Annotated in this window: 17 protein-coding genes; 15 read left to right on the top strand and 2 right to left on the bottom strand. The window is 65.9% G+C overall.

Translation table 11 applies throughout. The annotated features are described in order from the left end of the window. Positions 1-24: 24 nt before the first annotated feature. On the bottom strand, positions 25-1,269 hold the full coding sequence (locus BLR34_RS13605) for an erythromycin esterase family protein (protein WP_092703964.1): 1,245 nt from the start codon (positions 1,267-1,269) through the stop codon (positions 25-27). A 101-nt stretch (positions 1,270-1,370) separates the two neighbouring features. On the opposite strand from BLR34_RS13605, the gene BLR34_RS13600 reads away from it, so the two are divergent. From BLR34_RS13600 to cysS, 11 genes are all read left to right on the top strand, one after another. Beyond that, positions 1,371-1,844: a DUF7523 family protein gene (locus BLR34_RS13600; protein ID WP_092703962.1), complete on the top strand. Its 474-nt coding sequence runs from the start codon at positions 1,371-1,373 to the stop codon at positions 1,842-1,844. A 218-nt stretch (positions 1,845-2,062) separates the two neighbouring features. Beyond that, a complete protein-coding gene (locus tag BLR34_RS13595; RefSeq protein ID WP_092703960.1) occupies positions 2,063-3,256 on the top strand; it encodes an argininosuccinate synthase in 1,194 nt (397 codons plus the stop codon). A gap of 4 nt (positions 3,257-3,260) precedes the next feature. Continuing rightward, complete coding sequence (gene argH / locus BLR34_RS13590) at positions 3,261-4,721, top strand: argininosuccinate lyase (RefSeq protein ID WP_092703958.1); 1,461 nt, start codon at positions 3,261-3,263, stop codon at positions 4,719-4,721. Between the two features lie 247 nt (positions 4,722-4,968). After that, on the top strand, positions 4,969-5,133 hold the full coding sequence (locus BLR34_RS13585; RefSeq protein ID WP_092703956.1) for a lysine biosynthesis protein LysW: 165 nt from the start codon (positions 4,969-4,971) through the stop codon (positions 5,131-5,133). Positions 5,134-5,166: 33 nt separating this feature from the next. Next, complete coding sequence (gene lysX, locus BLR34_RS13580) at positions 5,167-6,039, top strand: lysine biosynthesis protein LysX (RefSeq protein WP_092704075.1); 873 nt, start codon at positions 5,167-5,169, stop codon at positions 6,037-6,039. 1 nt (position 6,040) lies between these two features. Beyond that, positions 6,041-7,075 (top strand): N-acetyl-gamma-glutamyl-phosphate reductase, encoded by a 1,035-nt coding sequence (argC, locus tag BLR34_RS13575; protein WP_092703954.1) that lies wholly within the window; start codon positions 6,041-6,043, stop codon positions 7,073-7,075. Positions 7,076-7,124: 49 nt separating this feature from the next. After that, entirely contained in the window at positions 7,125-7,979 is an 855-nt protein-coding gene (locus BLR34_RS13570) for an acetylglutamate/acetylaminoadipate kinase (protein ID WP_092703952.1), read from the top strand. Beyond that, positions 7,976-9,103 (top strand): aspartate aminotransferase family protein, encoded by a 1,128-nt coding sequence (locus BLR34_RS13565; protein WP_092703950.1) that lies wholly within the window; start codon positions 7,976-7,978, stop codon positions 9,101-9,103. The genes BLR34_RS13570 and BLR34_RS13565 overlap by 4 nt, the downstream gene beginning before the upstream one ends. Continuing rightward, the gene (locus BLR34_RS13560; protein WP_092703948.1) at positions 9,100-10,146 is read left to right on the top strand and encodes a [LysW]-lysine hydrolase; all 1,047 of its coding nucleotides are present in this window, start codon (positions 9,100-9,102) and stop codon (positions 10,144-10,146) included. Before BLR34_RS13565 ends, BLR34_RS13560 begins: the two co-directional genes overlap by 4 nt. 17 nt (positions 10,147-10,163) lie before the next feature. Next, positions 10,164-11,075 (top strand): ornithine carbamoyltransferase, encoded by a 912-nt coding sequence (argF, locus tag BLR34_RS13555; RefSeq protein ID WP_092703946.1) that lies wholly within the window; start codon positions 10,164-10,166, stop codon positions 11,073-11,075. A 45-nt stretch (positions 11,076-11,120) separates the two neighbouring features. Continuing rightward, positions 11,121-12,611, top strand: a complete 1,491-nt coding sequence (gene cysS, locus BLR34_RS13550; protein ID WP_092703944.1) for a cysteine--tRNA ligase — start codon at positions 11,121-11,123, stop codon at positions 12,609-12,611. On the opposite strand, the gene BLR34_RS13545 is transcribed toward cysS, so the two are convergent. Then, positions 12,608-13,459, bottom strand: coding sequence for a DUF6159 family protein (locus BLR34_RS13545; RefSeq protein ID WP_092703942.1), 852 nt, complete (start codon positions 13,457-13,459; stop codon positions 12,608-12,610). The genes cysS and BLR34_RS13545 overlap by 4 nt on opposite strands. Before the next feature lie 265 nt (positions 13,460-13,724). On the opposite strand from BLR34_RS13545, the gene BLR34_RS13540 reads away from it, so the two are divergent. The 4 genes from BLR34_RS13540 (at position 13,725) to BLR34_RS13525 (ending at position 17,601) form a co-directional block, all read left to right on the top strand. Continuing rightward, entirely contained in the window at positions 13,725-14,549 is an 825-nt protein-coding gene (locus BLR34_RS13540; RefSeq protein ID WP_092703940.1) for a transcriptional regulator TbsP domain-containing protein, read from the top strand. Between the two features lie 291 nt (positions 14,550-14,840). After that, positions 14,841-15,893, top strand: coding sequence for a metal ABC transporter substrate-binding protein (locus BLR34_RS13535; RefSeq protein WP_092703938.1), 1,053 nt, complete (start codon positions 14,841-14,843; stop codon positions 15,891-15,893). Further along, positions 15,893-16,648: a metal ABC transporter ATP-binding protein gene (locus tag BLR34_RS13530; protein WP_092703936.1), complete on the top strand. Its 756-nt coding sequence runs from the start codon at positions 15,893-15,895 to the stop codon at positions 16,646-16,648. The genes BLR34_RS13535 and BLR34_RS13530 overlap by 1 nt, the downstream gene beginning before the upstream one ends. After that, the gene (locus BLR34_RS13525) at positions 16,645-17,601 is read left to right on the top strand and encodes a metal ABC transporter permease (RefSeq protein WP_092703934.1); all 957 of its coding nucleotides are present in this window, start codon (positions 16,645-16,647) and stop codon (positions 17,599-17,601) included. Before BLR34_RS13530 ends, BLR34_RS13525 begins: the two co-directional genes overlap by 4 nt.

Raw genomic sequence — 17,601 nt, 5'->3', positions numbered from 1 at the left:
AACGCGTATCGACTCGGGACGACCCTACAGGGGAACCGACGGCTCCGTCGTCTCGACAGCGAACAGGCCGTCGAACGACGCTGCCAGGTCCGTCTCCGTGCGCCGCCGACTGGGGCCGGCGTCGGGGTCGACTAGCGCGGCGACGGCCCGAAGTTCCCTGTCCCGCTCGAACCAGGAATCGAGCCGCGGGTCGGCGGCCGCGCTCTCGATATCGAGGAAGCCGGCCTGCGCGTCGACGGCCTCGAGCGTCGCGGCCGTCACCGCGGTCGGTGGGCCGCTGGCCGCGAACGTCTCGCTGTCAGTCCCGTCGGCGACGGCACGGTATCTCCCCTCTGTGAAGTCGGTCGCGTAGGGTCGGTACGCCGACCCGTGGTCCTGTGCAATGACCTCTCCCATCGTCTCGCCAGCCGCCCAGTCCTGAGGTATGTCAAACGAACCGCGTTTGACGTGGGTGTTGTGCGCCCAGACGGCCACGCCGTCGCCGGGGTCCGTCTCGCGACACCAGCCGACGGTCTCGGCCATGTGTCGGTCCCGCTGTTCGAAGGCCTCGGGGTCGAACCCCTCGGTCGCGAGGCGCAGCCGGTTCCACTCGCAGGTCTGTTCGAGGTGGCGACAGAGCCGTCTGGCGAGCGTCCATTCTCGCGAGGAGCGTGTATCGACGACAGCCGGGCGATAGGTGTCGAGTCGGTCGCGGAGGCTCTCGGCAACGGCGACACCGCTGTCGAGAAACGACTCGCGAGCGGCGGCGTCGTCGGGAACCGGGTCGTCGGCGAGCGCGTCGAGTCGGCCCGGAACCGGTATCTCGGCGACCTCACGGAGCAGCGCCCGGAGTCTGCTCGCTGGCGCGCTCGGGTCCGAGAGGCTGACCCCGACTGCGCGGACCCGGTCGCCGGGCGGTCGTCCCTCGTTGAACGTGCGTAGCCACTCGACGGTCGCCCGTATCGACTCGACGCGCCAGACCCAGAGAACCAGGTTGTCGAGCGCGCCGACCGCCGACCCGTTGCCGGTGCGGATGTACTCATCGAGTGCGAGTGTCGTCGCAAAGTCCGTCTCGAGGGCAACCGTCCGGACGCCACAGTCGGCGACGAGGTGACGCAGGACGGCGCCTTTCAGCTCGAAGAACTCGCGTGTCCCGTGTGTCGCCTCACCCAGACCGACGATAGCCGCGTCCTCGACGGTGTCGGTAAACGGCCGGAGCGTCTCGCTGTCCGGTCGCATCGATGCGAGGGGGTAGCTGTAGCGCCCCAGTCCGGCGGCGTCCTCAGACATACCTACGTCTCGGAGCCGCGTTCTGAAATAGCCAGCCACTCCAGCGCTGTCGGCGCGGTCGATAGGTGGCGATTTATACGGTCAGCGTCTCACCACCACGCATGTCGACTGCCGAGCGAGCCAGGGAAGCCGTCCGAGAACACCCGTTTCTCTACGAGGCACTACGGTCGGGCGTCGTCAACTACACCGCCGCGGCGGAGTTTCTCGATGTCGGGGACAGCGATGCCGTTGCCGCTGCGCTCCGGCGGTATGCAGACGAACTCGACGGGCCATCCCCAGCGTGCGGGTCGGCCCGAGTCCGGATGACGAGTGGCCTAGAACGTGTCAGCGAGCGTCGCGGTGTGCTGGTCGTCGGCGACACAGGATTCGTGCCCGGCGACGGGTCGCTGACAGCGATTCTGGCGACCGGAGATGTCGGTCCCGCGGCCGCACAGCGGGTGCTTGGCCGGTGTGGCGTCGCGGGCGTAGACGTGACCGCAGCCGCCGTGACCGACGAGATGCTCGCGGTCGTCGTCGGTCGCCGGGACGGGCCCGACGCGCTCCGTCTCGTCGAGGCGGTCGTCGATGCCGGATAACTGGGCAAACGACCGGAAACTATTAATACGGCAGTCGGATTAACAATAGACAGATGCGCTGGACTCACCACGCAGGCGTCGGTTCGCCACACAGTGAGTCCGTCGACCGCCGACCACGACCGGGCCGTTAGGCCCGCACTTATTTTCCATCCGTCGACCGGTATCGTGTTGCAGTTTCCGCCCGACAGTCGGGCGGTCACATCCATGACACACAAGCTATGACAGACACCACGCGTGTCGCGCTCGCCTTCTCTGGCGGGCTCGACACCACAGTATGCGTTCCGCTGCTCGAAGAGGAGTACGACTACGACGAGGTTATCGGCGTCACCGTCGACGTCGGCCAGCCAGCGGCCGAGTTCGAGGAAGCCGCCGAGACGGCCGCTGCCCTGGGTTTGAAACATCACGTCGTCGACGCCCGGGAAGCCTTTGCTGACCTCTGCCTGGAGTCAGTACAGGCAAACGCCACCTATCAGGGGTATCCGCTGGGAACGGCGCTGGCTCGGCCGGTCATCGCCGAGGCGATTCTCGACGTGGCCCTCGACGAAGGCTGTACGGCGCTGGCCCACGGCTGTACCGGGAAGGGGAACGACCAGCTCCGGTTCGAGGCGGTCTGGCGCGACTCCGACCTCGACGTGATTGCGCCGGTCCGCGAACTCGGACTCACCCGCGAGTGGGAAACCGAGTACGCCGCCGAACGCGACCTCTCTGTCGAGGGCGGGTCACAAGGCCAGTACAGCGTCGACACGAACCTCTGGAGCCGGTCGGTCGAAGGCTCGGAACTCGAAGACCCGGCGACGATTCCCGACGACGACATCTACGAGTGGACGACCACACCCGAAGAGAGTGACCCGGCGTTCGTCACAATCGAGTTCGAAGACGGCACCCCGGTCGCGCTGGACGGCGAAGCGACTGACGCCGTGGCGCTCATCGAGACGCTAAACGAGACCGCCGGCGCGTACGGCATCGGGCGGACCGACATGATGGAAGACCGCATGCTCGGCCTGAAGGTGCGCGAGAACTACGAACACCCGGCAGCGACAGTTCTCCTGACGGCACACGAGGCACTGGAGGGACTCGTGCTGACTGCAGACGAGCGACAGTTCAAAAACCACGTCGACCAGCAGTGGGCCGAGAAGGCCTACGAGGGTCTCGTCGACGCACCGCTCGTGGCGGCACTCGATGGATTCATCGACGAGACACAGACGCGCGTAACCGGGACCGTGACGGTCAAACTCGAGAACGGGCACTGCCGTGCAGTCGCCCGCGAGAGTCCACACGCGGTCTACAGCGAGCGCGCGGCCTCGTTCAACGAAGCAGACGTGGGCGGCGGCATCGAGCAGGCCGACGCCACCGGCGTCGCGAAGTATCACGGCTTCCAGGCCCGCCTCGCGGACGGGGACCCCACAGCGTGACACCATGACCGACGACCACGCCGAGAGCGTCGTTCGCCGCGACCGGTTCAGCGGCGGCCCCGCCCGGGAGTTTCTCTCCTCGCTGTCGGCCGATGAACGCATCTTCGCGGCAGACCTGGCCGTCGACCGCGCCCACGTCGTCATGCTCGCCGAGGAGGGGATTGTCGCGGCCGAGGACGCCGGTGCGATTCTCGACGCACTCGCGGATATCGAGCGCGCGGGACACGGCGCTCTTCCCGACGGCGAGGACGTTCACGAGGCAATCGAGACGGCCGTCATCGAGCGCGTCGGACCGACCGGCGGACGGATGCACACGGCCCGCTCGCGCAACGACGAGGTGGCAGCCTGTCTCCGGTACCGCCTTCGCGAGGACGTGCTCGGCACCGTCGAAACGGTCGTCGGCGCGCGTGCGACGTTGCTCGACGCCGCGGGCGAGCACACCGAGACGGTGATGCCGGGGTACACGCACCTTCAGCCGGCACAGCCGACGACAGTCGCCCACTGGCTGTGTTCCTACGAGGGGGCGCTGGCCCGGGACACCGAGCGGCTACTCGACGCATACGGCCGCCTCAACCGCTCGCCGCTTGGCGGCGCTGCCTTCGCAGGGACACCATTCGAAGTCGACCGCGAGCGTACCGCCGAGCTGCTGGGATTCGACGGCCTGGTCGAAAACGCGATGGACGCCGTCTCGGCCCGGGACTTCCTGGTCGAGACGACTGCCGCCGTCGCGGGACTGGGAACGACCCTGTCTGGACTGGCCGAGGACAGCGTCCTCTTTGCCAACAAAGGGTACCTGACACTTGCCGACGAGTACGCTTCCACGTCGAGCATCATGCCCCAGAAGAAAAACCCCGACACGCTCGAACTCGTTCGGGGTCGGGTCGGTGACGCGACCGCTGGACTCGACGGGCTCCTGACGACCCTGAAGGGGCTTCCTCGTGCGTACAACCGCGACCTCCAGCGCGCGAGCGGGCACGCCTTCGATGCCATCGATTCTGTGACCGCGGCCACCGAGGTTGCCGTCGGCGCGCTCACGACCGCCGAGTGGGAGACCGACGCGCTCGATTCGGCCGCCGGCGAGGGGTTCTCGACGGCGACCGGCGTCGCAGACCTGCTCGCACAGGCTGGGGTCCCGTTCCGGACGGCACACGAGGTCGTCGCGCAGGCGGCCGAGCGCGCGGACGGCACACCGTCGGTCGAAACCCTCGACGCGACTGCAGAGACAGTGCTGGGCGAACCGCTGTCGGCGGTCGTCGACATCGACGCCCTCCGCCGCGTCCTCGACCCGGCGGGCAGTGTCGCGAGTCGTGACTCCCGGGGTGGGTCTGCACCCGAAACGGTGGCCGCTCACCTCGACCGCACCAAAAGTACGCTCGACGACCACCGCAGCACGCTCGTCACACACCACGAATCGCTCGAAGACGCACACCAGAAACGCGACACGGCAGTCTCGAACTATGTCTGATACCCACACTCCCGGCGCGACGCTCGCCGCCAGCCGTCCGAGAGCCGACGCCACCGTTTCGCCTGGAACGGCGCGGCGACGACTGCCACGACCATCCCCGTCTGGGGATGGTGACATACTTCTGATGTTGGAGTCAGAACACGCGTTTTTTGGACGGATTCGGCGCGTTTAGCGGCGCCTGCAGTAATGTAATTTATTTTGTATTTTCAAAAGTATTAAGTCAATCCGTCGCCGAGTAGAAGCTACAATGGTAGACTGCATCGAGTGCGGGGGCGAGCTGTCCCTGTACGACGATATCGAAGCCGGAGAGATACTCGACTGTTCGACCTGCGGTGCCGAGCTGGAAGTGCTCGAGGTCGACCCCGTCGAGGTAGACAAGGCACCCGAGCTACAGCAAGACTGGGGTGAGTGACGTGCACACAGGTGGGCTCGGGAGGTGGTGTCAGTGAAAGTCGGGCTCTGCTACTCGCGGATTCGCCACGACGAGAAGCTGTTGCTCTCGGCGCTGCGCGAGCGCGGTCACGCCGTCGAGAAAATCGACGTGCGCGACCAGCAGTTCGACCTCGCCGACCCGCCGGCGGCGCTGGCCGAAGTCGACGTACTGCTCGACCGCTGTCTGGCGACCAGCCGGAGCACCTACCTCACGCAGTTCGCCGCCGCCTACGGGATTCCAGTGGTCAACAGCGCCGAGACGGCAACGACCTGTGCCGACAAAGTCGAGACGAGCCTCGCCTTGGAGGCCGCAGGTGTCCCGACCCCCGAGACAAAAGTGGCCTTCACGACGGGGGCGGCACTAGAGGCAATCGAGGCGTTTGGCTACCCCTGTGTCTTAAAGCCCGTCGTCGGCTCGTGGGGTCGCCTGCTGGCAAAAATCGACTCCCGGTCGGCCGCGGAGGCGATACTCGAACACAAGGAGACGCTGGGCCACTACGAGCACAGCGTCTTCTACGTGCAAGCGTTCGTCGACAAGCCGGGCCGGGACATCCGCGTGCTGGCCTGTGACGGCGAGCCCGTCGCCGCGATGTGTCGCTCTGGCGAGCACTGGGTGACCAACGCCGCCAACGGGGCAAAAACCCAGGAGTTCGCGGTCGAGGACGACCTCGCTGCCCTCGTCGCGCAGGCGAGTGCGGCCGTCGGCGGCGGCCTGCTCGGTATCGACCTGATGGAGACCGGGACGGGCTACACCGTCCACGAAATCAACCACACCGTCGAGTTCAAGGCGTTGAACGACGCGGTGGCAGTCGACGTTCCCGGTGCGGTGGTCGACTGGCTCGAATCGACCGTCGAGACAGCCGCGGTTCCGGCGGGAGGTGACTGAGATGGGCTACACTGCGAGTGTCGTCGGCGCGAGCGGGTTCGCCGGCGGCGAGCTCTGTCGCCTGCTGGTCGAGCACCCGGCCGTCGAGTTGGTGCAGGCCACCAGCCGCAAGAAAGAAAACCGCACCCTCGGCCACGCCCACCCGAACCTCCGGGACGTGGACCTCCGGTTTTCGACTCCCGAGGACCTGGCGAGCGTCGACCTCCTGTTCGCGGCGACGCCTCACGGCGTCTCGATGGCGGAAATCGACCGCTTCCGGGACGCCGCCGGGACCGTGGTCGACCTCTCAGCGGATTTCAGACTCCCCGAGGTCGGGCTGTACGAGGAGTACTACGACGGCCACAGCCGCCCGGAACTGCTCGAATCCGCGGTGTACGGCCTGCCGGAACTCAACCGGGAGGCCCTGCCGGGTGCCGACCTCGTCGCTGCCGGGGGCTGTAACGCGACGGCCTCGATACTCGGATTGTTGCCTCTTGTTGTGGACATCCTCGACGGCGACGAACAGGTCGTCGTCGACGTGAAAGTCGGGTCGAGCGAGGGCGGCACGGGCGGCGGCGACGCCGCCTCTCACCCCGAGCGGTCCGGCGTCGTCCGGCCGTACGCACCGGCCGGCCACCGCCACGAGGCCGAGATTGCGGCCTATCTCGGCCTCGATGTGGCCTTCAGCGCACACGCCGTCGATATGGTTCGCGGGGCGTCTGCGACCTGTCACGTCTTCCCCGACGAGCCCGTCTCGGAGGCCGACCTCTGGCAGGCCTACCGCGAACGCTACGAGGACGAACCCTTCGTCGACCTCGTCGCGGGCGGGAGCGGCGTCTATCGCTACCCCGAACCCAAGTCGGTTGCCGGCACCAACCGCGCCGAGGTCGGGTTCGCGCTCGACCAATCGAGTGAACGCGTCGTCGTCATCTCGGCGCTAGATAACGTAATGAAAGGCGCGGCGGGTCAGGCCGTCCACGCCGCAAACGTCGCACTCGGCATCGAGGAGACGGCCGGACTCGACGCTCGGGGACTCCACCCGGTGGGTTCGCCATGACTGCACCGGGGCGGTGCTGTGACCTGTCTCGCTACTGGAGGTGGCTCGCGTGACCGTCGTCGTCAAGGTCGGCGGAGCCCGGGCAGTCGACCCGGCGGGCGCACTCGAGGACGTGGCCGAGCTGGTCGCAGACGGCCGGGATGTCGTCGTCACCCACGGCGGGTCGACGGCCGTCGACGACACGCTCGACGCGCTGGGTATGACTCCCGAGTACGTCGAGACGCCCGACGGCGTCGTCGGTCGGTTCACAGATACGGAGACGATGGAGGTCTTCGAGATGGTCCTTCCCGGCCTGGTGAACACGGAGCTGGTCGCCTCGCTCCGGTCGGCCGGTGTCGATGCGGTCGGTCTCTCGGGAGTCGACGGCGGCCTCCTCTCCGGGCCGCGCACCTCGGCCGTGCGCGTCCTCGACGACGGGAAACGGAAGATACGCCGGGGCGACCACGCCGGCCGCCTGGAGTCGGTCGATACCGACCTGCTCGACTTGCTGCTGGCAGACGGGTACACGCCGGTCGTCTGCCCGCCGATGGCGGGTGCCGACGACGGCGACGTGACGCCGGTCAACACGGACGCCGACGGCGTGGCGGCGGCGATTGCCGGCGCGCTCTCGGCGACTGTCGTTTTCCTGACCGACGTGCCCGGCGTCTTCGATAGCGAGGGAACCCTCATCGAGCGTGTCGAGACGCCGGCCGAATGGCGTACCGTAGAGACGGTCGCCGACGGTGGGATGGGCCGAAAGGTGATGGCTATCGAAGATGCACTCTCTGACGGTGCGCCGTCGGCGGTCATCGCCGACGCGGGTGCCGACCAGCCGGTGTGTAGTGCCCTCGACGGCGGCGGCACCCACGTCGCGCCGAGCGCAGTGACAGCTGACAGCGACGCTCCGGAGGTGGACGCGACATGAGTGATTTCGTCTACTCACAGAAGCCGATACAGATCGAATCGGGCGACGGCCTCGACCTCACCGACAGCGCGGGCACCGACTACCTGGATTTCGGCGCGAGCTACGCCTGCGTGCCGCTCGGTCACGGCCACGAGGCCGTGGGGGCCGCAGCCGTCGACCAGCTCTCGGCGCTCACCTACGTCCAGGCGTCCTATCCCGTCGCGGTCCGTGACCGGCTCTACGGGACGCTGGCCGGGGCCGCGCCGGACGGTATCGACAACGTCTGGCTCTGTAACTCCGGGACGGAAGCCGTCGAGGCGGCGCTCAAGTTCGCCCGCGCGGCGACGGGCAACACGAAAATCGTCTCGACGATGCAGGCGTTCCACGGGCGGACGATGGGCGCGCTCGCGACGACCTGGAAGTCGACGTACAAATCGCCCTACGAGCCGCTGATGCCGGGTGTCGAGTTCGTGCCGTACAACGACAGCGAGGCCATTACCGAGGCTGTCGACGACGACACCGCGGCGGTCATCCTCGAACCCATCCAGGGGGAAGGTGGCATCAACCCCGCCTCGGCCGAGTTCATGACGGCCGCACGCGAGGCAACTGAGGAGGCGGGCGCGGCGCTGGTCTGTGACGAGATACAGACCGGGCTCGGCCGGACCGGCGAGCTGTGGGCCTGCGAGCGTGCCGGCGTCGTCCCCGACATGGTGACGAGCGCGAAAGGCCTGGCAAACGGCCTCCCGATTGGGGCGACGCTGTGTCGGGACTGGATTGCCGAGGGGTACGGCGACCACGCTTCGACCTTCGGCGGCAACCCCGTCGTCGCCGCCGCGGCCGAGGCGACCGTCTCGGCGCTCCAAGAAGAGTCGATTCCGGCACACGCCGACGAGATGGGAACGTACCTGCGCGAGGCACTCGAAGCCGAACTCGGGGACAGCGTCCGGGACATCCGCGGCGACGGGCTGATGGTCGGCGTCGAGGTGAAAGGCAACGCCGGTGCCGTCGCCCGCGAGCTGGCGATGGACCACCGGGTGCTCGTGTTGACCGCGGGCCGGACCGTCGTTCGCCTCCTCCCGCCGCTTGTCGCGACCGAGGCCGAGATAGACCGGGCCGTCGACGCGCTCGGGACGGTGGTAGGATGACCGCAGCGATGGAGACAGCCGTTCGCGACCTGCTCGTCGAACTCTGTGAGACGCCGTCTGTGAGCGGCGACGAAGCGGCGTGCGCACAGCGCCTCCTCGCGTTTTTCGAGGAACACGGCCGCGAGGCCTGGACCGACGAGGTCGGCAACGTCCACGCGCCCGCAGACGACGGCGCGTTGCTCACCTCGCATCTCGACACCGTCCCCGGCGAGATTCCCGTCCGCGTCGAGCCGACCGAGGCGGGCGAGCCGGCGCTGTGGGGCCGTGGGAGCGTCGACGCGAAGGGCTCGCTGGCCGCGATGGCCGTCGCCGCCGTCGAGACCGGCGCGAGCTTTCTGGGCGTCGTCGGCGAGGAGACCGACTCGCGGGGGGCACGCCACGCGGTCAAGACCCGCGAGGCACCCGAGGCGGTCATCAACGGCGAGCCCTCGGGCTGGGACGCCGTCGCGCTGGGCTATCGCGGTATCCTGACCGCGACCTACGAGACCGAGACGGACTCGGCACACGCGGCCGGCCCGTCGAGCAACGCAATCGAGGCGGCGCTGGCGTGGTACGACCGCATCGAGGCGGCGCTCGCCTCGTCCGACGGCGAGACATTCGACCGCGTGACCTGCAAGCCGTTGGCCGTCGACGGCGGGCCGACCGACGACGGGATGGCGGTCGCGGCGACGATGGAGGTGGAGGTCCGGATTCCGCCCGGCAACTCCGTCGCCGACATCCGCGAGCGCGTCCGCGCCGAGACGACGACTGGGAATGTCAGCTTCTCTGACGGTATCGAGCCGGTTATGGCGAGCCCGCGGACGCCGGTCGCCCGGGCCTTTCGCGTCGCTATCCGCGAGGCGGGCGGCGAGCCGTGCCTGCTCCGCAAGACCGGAACCAGCGACATGAACGTCTTCGCGGCGGCGTGGGAGTGTCCGATGGTTACCTACGGGCCGGGTGACTCGGCACTCGACCACGCGCCGAACGAACACCTCCTCTTGTCCGAACTGGACAGGGCACGCGACGTACTGACGACAGCGACCGAACAGCTACTGAACCCATGAGTCTGGCAAATTCCACGATGAACGACCCACAGAGCGACGAGCACCGCAATCTGGTCACTATCGACGACCTCACGCCCGAGGCGCTGGGGGCGATTCTCGACGGTGCCGCCACGCGAAAGGCGGCCGCGCCGGCCGAGCGAGACCGGCCGCTTGCGGGCCAGACGATGGCGATGCTGTTCGAGAAGCCCTCGACGCGTACTCGCGTCTCCTTCGAGACGGGGATGACACAGCTCGGCGGCCACGCCATCTTCCTCGGTCCGGAGGACATCCACCTCGGGCACGGGGAGCCAATCCGTGACACCGCCCGGGCGCTGTCGGGCTACGTGGATTTCATCATCGCCCGCGTGTTCGCCCACGACGACGTACTCGACCTCGCCGAGTACGCGAGCGTGCCGGTCATCAACGCGTTGACCGACGACGCCCATCCCTGCCAGACGCTCGCGGACCTGCTGACGATTCGCGAGCAGTTCGGCGGCTTCGACGCCAGCGTCGCCTGGGTCGGGGACGGGAACAACGTCTGTCAGTCCTTCGCCCTCGGCGCGGCGATGACGGGACTGGACCTGACGATTGCCACCCCCGAGGGGTACGGAATCGACGACGACGTGCGCGAGCGGGCGGCGGCGCTGGGCGAGGCCCCGACCGAGACGAACGACCCAGCGGCCGCCGTCGAGGACGCCGACCTCGTCTACACCGACGTGTGGGTCAGCATGGGCCAGGGCGACGAGCGCGGCCAGCGTCTCGACGATTTCGCGGGCTTTCAGGTGACTCCCTCGCTTGTCGGCGACCGCCCGGTGATGCACTGTCTGCCGGCCCATCGCGGCGAGGAGATTACCGACGAAGCCCTCGAAAGCGAGACCGCCATCGTCTGGAAACAGGCCGAGAACCGCCTGCACGCCCAGAACGGGCTGTTGGCCTGGCTGGCGGAGTGAGGTAGTTCCACAGGCTTCAAGCGCTGGCCCACGTAGAGACGGGTAATGACGCTCCGAGTGACGAATTCGCTCACCGGCGAACGCGAGGCGTTCGAGCCACAGGACCCCGACTCCGTCTTGCTGTATTACTGTGGCCTGACGACCTCGGACCCGGCCCATCTCGGCCACGCCCGCGGGTGGGTCCACGTCGACGTGATGCACCGCTGGCTGGAGTGGCTCGGGTACGACGTTCGCCACGTCGAGAACTTCACCGACGTGAACGAGAAAATCGTCGCCCGGGTCGGCGAGAATGGCGACGACGAACGCGAGGTCGCCCGGTCGTACATCGAAGACATCATCCGGGACATGCGCGCGCTGAACCTCCGCCGGGCGGAGGTCTACCCCCGCGTCTCCGAGCACGTCCCCGAGATTATCGACCTCGTCGAGCAACTGGTCGAGGCCGGCTACGCCTACGAGTCGAACGGCTCGGTCTACTTCGACGTGACCGCCTTCGATGAGTACGGTAAGCTCTCGAACCAGGACCCCGCGGAGATGGAGGCCCAGGGCACCGACGCCGAGCGAGCCGAGAAGCGCAACCCGGCGGATTTCGCGCTCTGGAAGGCCGACGGAGTCGACCCCGACGAAATCGCCGGTCACCAACACGAGGGGGCGGCCGACCCCGAGACGGCCGCCGCGGCCGCACAGACCTGGGACTCGCCGTGGGGCGAGGGGCGACCGGGCTGGCACATCGAGTGCTCTGCCATGTCGATGACCCATCTCGACGACACAATCGACATCCACGTCGGCGGGCAGGACCTCGTCTTCCCTCACCACGAAAACGAAATCGCCCAGAGCGAGGCTGCCACCGGCGAGACGTTCGCTCGCTACTGGCTGCACGTCCGCCTGCTCGATGCCCCCGACGACGAGAAGATGTCCTCCTCGCTGGGCAACTTCGAGACCGTCGCCGAGGCAATCGAGGCGTACGGGCCGAACGTCGTCCGGACGTTCCTGCTGTCGACGGCATACCACAGTCCGGCGACCTACAGCAGCAACACTATCGAGGAGGCAATCGAGCGCTGGGAGCGGCTCGAACGCGGCTACGAACGAGCCGTCGAGACCGCCGACTCCGTCGACGCGACCACGACCGTCACCGACGACCAGCTCAGCGCGGCCGTCGACGCCGCCCGCGAGGGCTTCGAGACGGCGATGAACGACGACTTCAACACCCGGAAGGCGACCGCACGATTGCTCGAACTCGTGGGCGCCGTTCACGCTCACGTCGACGGACACGCGGCATACGACTACCAGAACCTGCGGCGCGCTATCGAGACATTCGAGGAGTTCGGAGGCGGCGTCCTGGGGCTTGCCCTTGGCGAGGCGACTGACGAGGGAACCGTCTCAGTCGCCGACGACCTCGTCGAACTGGTTCTCAACGTGCGCGAACAGGAGCGCGACGACGGCAACTACGAGCGCGCCGACGCCCTGCGTGACGAACTCGACGCGCTGGGCATTGAGGTCCAGGACACCGGCGACGGGACCGAGTACCGCCTCCCCTAGCGGAATCCGCCGCTCATCGGTGAGCGACGGCCCGTCCCCTGGCGCTGGCTTGCCAGCCCGTCGAAGTCGACGTTATCGAACTCCTCGGGACGCGTGCCGTCACTGGCGTAGAGATACAGCGTCGTCTTTACCACGCCCTGGAGTGTCTGTGCGATCAAAAACGACAGTAGTGCGCCGACAAACAACAGTCCAATGCCGGTGAGAGCGAATCCAGCGTCGAACAAGTAGATGCCGGGGAGAGCAAACGGGAGCGCCACGACGGCCGAGACGACGTTGATACCGAGGAGGCTAATCGGCGTCTCACCCCAGGTCTGTTTGAACGTGCCGGCGCTGCGCGTGAACATCTCTTTCGTCGAGACGCGCTCGAAGACGATGACGGGAACGACGAAAAACGTCATCAGCGTCCAGGCGACCCCAAAGACGGCACCGACGAGGCGCCCGAGTCGTGAGTCCGAGTTCTCGATAGCGTTGATGAGGATGCCGACAGTCGCGCTGATGAGCGACCAAACCAACAGCGACCCTTTCACCTCCCAGGCCGCGGCCATCCCTTCCCGGAGCGAAGCGTCGCTGCCGGCGAGGACCTCGCGCGTCTGGTGGACCATCGCAGCGGCGAAAAACGACGAGACGAACGTCAGCACGAGATAGGTCACGAACAGACCGACGAGAGCGAGAGCGTCCAGGCTGGCCGCCAGCAGGCCGAACGTCACGCCGAGAAACACCACGAGAAAACCAAGCCCGGCCAGACCACTGACTGCCGGGAAAAGAAACAGTTCCGGATTGTGCCGCATGACGAGCAGGCTGTCCTTGGTCAGGACGAACCCTGTTTTGAGACGCCGGAGAAGTTGCATGCACGAGAGTGTATCCCGCTTCGTATATAAACCCGGGGCAGGTTTCCGGCTCTGAGAGGCGTGCGTCCATGCACACGAACATGGCGACTGTCAGCTGGCGCAGCGATGACAGCAATGTGTAACTACCACAATATAGAAACAATCACAAAATAAGGAGAATAAAACGAACATTCATTCAATAAAATGCGGTTGTAAAAGTAGATATTGGACGATACCAGTCACTCACATCGTCACATTTATTCGAGTAAATCCGTCTAACATAGATATGGATTCTATCGGGATAAGTACGTATTCCGACTGCGTAACTGACCATATCATCGGGGCATCAGCACAGCAGTGGCGTATCAGAAGCGCAAACAGCGCGTTTCTCGTTGCGGTTATCGACACACTACAAGAAGCCGAGGACAACGAGACGACCGTCGAATGGCTCTGTGACTCCGCGACGCTCAAGCAACTCGAAAAAGACTTTCTCGTCGCCACGAAGGCGAGCGAATTGGCTGCAGACGGTCAACTGTCGATACGGTCGGGGACCGACGAAGCGGGGACCACGCCGACGTTGCTGGTGAGTCCCGAGAAAGCAGTCTCGCTGCTTCCGCTGTCGGGCGAGGAAGTGGTCCAGACCGAGATTGTCGACGAGGAGATTGTCAGCCGGCTGTGGGAGACATACGACACCGAGTGGGAGATGGGGATTCCCGAATCCGTCGACACGCCGCCGTACTCGCGGCTGCTGACGCTGGCTGAACACAAACTGGGGACGAACGTCAGCGAGGACCTCGACGACGCGTACGCCGCGGTCGGGACTCGGGCGCCGGACAACAGGCCTGAGCCGGTGACTGTCGGCCTGCTGGTCGGGGCGAAACATGACTTGCTGTTACGCGATGTCGTCGAGTGGGCCGAGACCACGACGCTCGCGACCCAGGGCACGGTCTCGAAGCTGAAACAGCAACTCGAAGATGTCGGCGTCGTGGCGACCGAAAGCGAGAACATCGGTGTCGGACGGCCGCGCCAGCGACTCACGCTTGCCGACGACACCTTCGAATCGCTGTCGGCTGGTGAACTCGTCGCGAACGTACAGAGCGTTCTCGTCTGAGGACGGGCACCCGTACGCTGCAGGCAGCGCCCTGCCGTTTCAGGGGCCGTGGCCAGCATATCTGTTGACACGCGGTATGTATCTGGCCGACGGGCTGGACCGTCGGTTCTGCCGCCAGGATACGTTTTTTCGATAGCGTGACTCGACTGCAGAGAGTCGTTTTCGATACGCGAGAAGAGGTCAATCGAATAGTCGCGACAGTTCGTCCCTGACCTGCACAAAATTTTGACGCCTCTAAATAATAGATTTGAGTCCAAAAATTGAAGTATTAGCTCTTGCGAATAGCAGGTAATGAAACACAATTCAATCGACGAGCGGTGGTCTCCGACACTGAGTCGGCGCCAGCTGGTCGCGGCTGCCGGCGGCGCGGTCGCGGGGTCGCTTGCTGGCTGTGTCGGTGACGACGACGGCGACGGCCGGGTCGCGGCAGACGACGGCGCGACCGTCGTCGCATCGTTCTTTACGTTCTACGATTTTGGACGGAAAGTCGCGGACGGAACACCGGTTACAGTCGAGAATCTCGTTCCGACGGGACTCCACGGCCACGGTTGGGACCCGGACCCATCGATTACGCGACGGATTATCGACGCAGACGCGTTCATCACCGTCGGCCCGGGCTTTCAGCCCTGGGCAGACCGGGCACTCAGGACGGTCCGCGACGACGACGCCGGCACCAGCGAAATCAACGCCCGCGAAGATATCGACCTCCTCGGCCTCGCGGCCAGTCTCGACCCCGAGGAGGAGGGAGTCGGTGACAGCCAGGGGAAAGACCCCCACTTCTGGCTCGACCCACACCGTGCGAAGGCGGCCGTCGACAACATCGTCGAGGGACTGGTGGCAGTCGCACCCGAGCACGAGTCTACTCTCCGGTCGAACGCCGAGGACGTGCGCGCTGAACTAGACGACATCGACGACGAATGGGCCGAAATATTCGACAGCGCCGACAGAGATGTCGTCTTTCTGGCCGCTCACAACGCATTCCAGTACGTCGGCGAGCGCTACGGTGCGACGATACAGCCACTCGTCGCGAACCTAGCGGCCGGCAACGATGTGCCCCCGAAAGCCAGACAGCGCGCACAGGAGACGATTGCCGACTACGATATCGAGTACATCGGCGCGGCCGTCTTCGAGCCGCGACAGCCGGCCAGACAGCTCCGGGACGAGACAGACGTGACGGCGTACTACCCCGTGACGCCGTACGCCGGGACCACAGAGGAGTGGGTCGAGCGCGGCTGGGGCTACGTCGAGATTGCGAGAAATATCAACATGCCGACGTTCGAAATCGTACTCGGCGTCGACGAGCCGTCGACGGAATTTGCCGAAAACTGGCGAAACTTCGACTGATGACAGCGACACAGACACTCATCGAACTGGAGGACGTGACGTTCGGGTACACCGCAAGCTCCGTCTTGACCGATATCTCGCTGGACGTCGAGAGCGGCGAGTACGTCGGCATCATCGGCCCAAACGGCTCAGGAAAGAGTACGCTGATGCAGCTCATGCTCGGCTTGCATACCCCCGACAGTGGAACGGTACGGCTGTTCGGCCAGTCGCCGCGAGCATTCGTCGAGCGCGAGCGGGTCGGCTACGTCGCACAGGACGTGACCGAGAATACCAAAGAGATGCCGATAACCGTCTTCGAGGTCGTTCTCATGGGGCGGTTTCCACATGCCGGCTTCGGCCGGCTGACCGAGGCCGACAGAGACCACGCCCGCGAGGCGCTCCGGACAGTGGGCATCGAACACCTCGCCGACAGGCGCATCACGAAGCTCTCTGGCGGGCAGCGCCAGCGCGCCTACATCGCGCGAGCGCTCGCGGGCGAGGCCGACCTGCTGGTGCTCGACGAGCCGACCGTCGGCGTCGACGCCGAGTCTGTCGAAGCGTTTTTCGACCTGCTCGATGGGCTCAACGACGACGGGATGACCGTGTTGCTCGTCGAACACGACATCGGCGCGGTCCTCGAACACGCCGACCGAGTGGTCTGTCTCAACCGCCAACTGTACTTCGATGGTCCGCCAGAGCGGTTCGTCGAAACCGACGCACTCGACAAGGCATACGGTACCAACATCAGGCGCGGCGAGGAGGTGACGCTTGCATGACCGGCATCGTCGGGCTTCCCTACGCCGGGGTGGAGTGGCTCCTCGAACGCTGGAGCGACTTGCTCGGTGCGGTCGGCGAAGAACTCGGCATCAAGATGCTCCAGTACGGGTTCATGCACCGGGCTTTTCTGGTCGGGATGCTCATCGCGGTGATGGCGCCGCTCATCGGTACCTTCCTCGTCCACCGCCAGCTCGCACTCATCGGCGACGCCCTCGCACATACTGCCTTTGCCGGTGTCGCCGTCGGGCTGTTCGTCAACTCGGTTCTCGGAACGGGTGTCTCCCCGTATCTGACGGCCGTCGTCGTCGGGATGCTCGCGGCGCTGGCTATCGAACTCATCTCGGAGGTGACAGACGCATACAACGACGTGTCGATGGCGATTGTCCTTTCGACTGGGTTCGCGCTCGGGTCGGTGCTCATCAGCATCAACGCCGGTGGGCTCGCTGTCGGTGTCAATCAGTACCTTTTCGGAAACCTCTCGACGGTCACCAGCCAGAGCGCTATCCTCCTCGTCGGACTGTTCGTCGTCATCTCGCTGGTGGTCGGTATCACATACAAGCAGTTGCTCTATGTCACCTTCGACGAAACTGCCGCACGCGTCGCCGGCATCAACGTCCGCTGGTACAACCGTATCATGGTCATGCTGACGGCGCTCGTGGTCGTAGGCGCGATGCAGATTATGGGCGTCATCCTCGTTGCCGCGATGCTCGTCGTTCCGGTCGCAGGAGCCACCCAACTCGCCCGGAGCTTTCGGGAGGCACTACTCGCCTCTGTCGTCCTCGCAGAACTCGCGGTCCTCATGGGGATTACACTCTCGTATCAGTACAACGCGACCGCCGGCGGCACAATCGTCCTCGTCGCAGTCGGCATCTACGTCGTCGCCGTGTTACTCGGCAAACTCCAGTCCAGACGAGCAACAGTCGAGGACCCGGCCGAGCAAGCAGCGGACTAG

The organism is Halovenus aranensis (assembly GCF_900100385.1).
Lineage (GTDB): Archaea > Halobacteriota > Halobacteria > Halobacteriales > Haloarculaceae > Halovenus > Halovenus aranensis.
The sequence above is the reverse complement of the archived record's forward strand: the minus strand, read 5'-3'. Positions and strand labels throughout refer to the sequence as shown.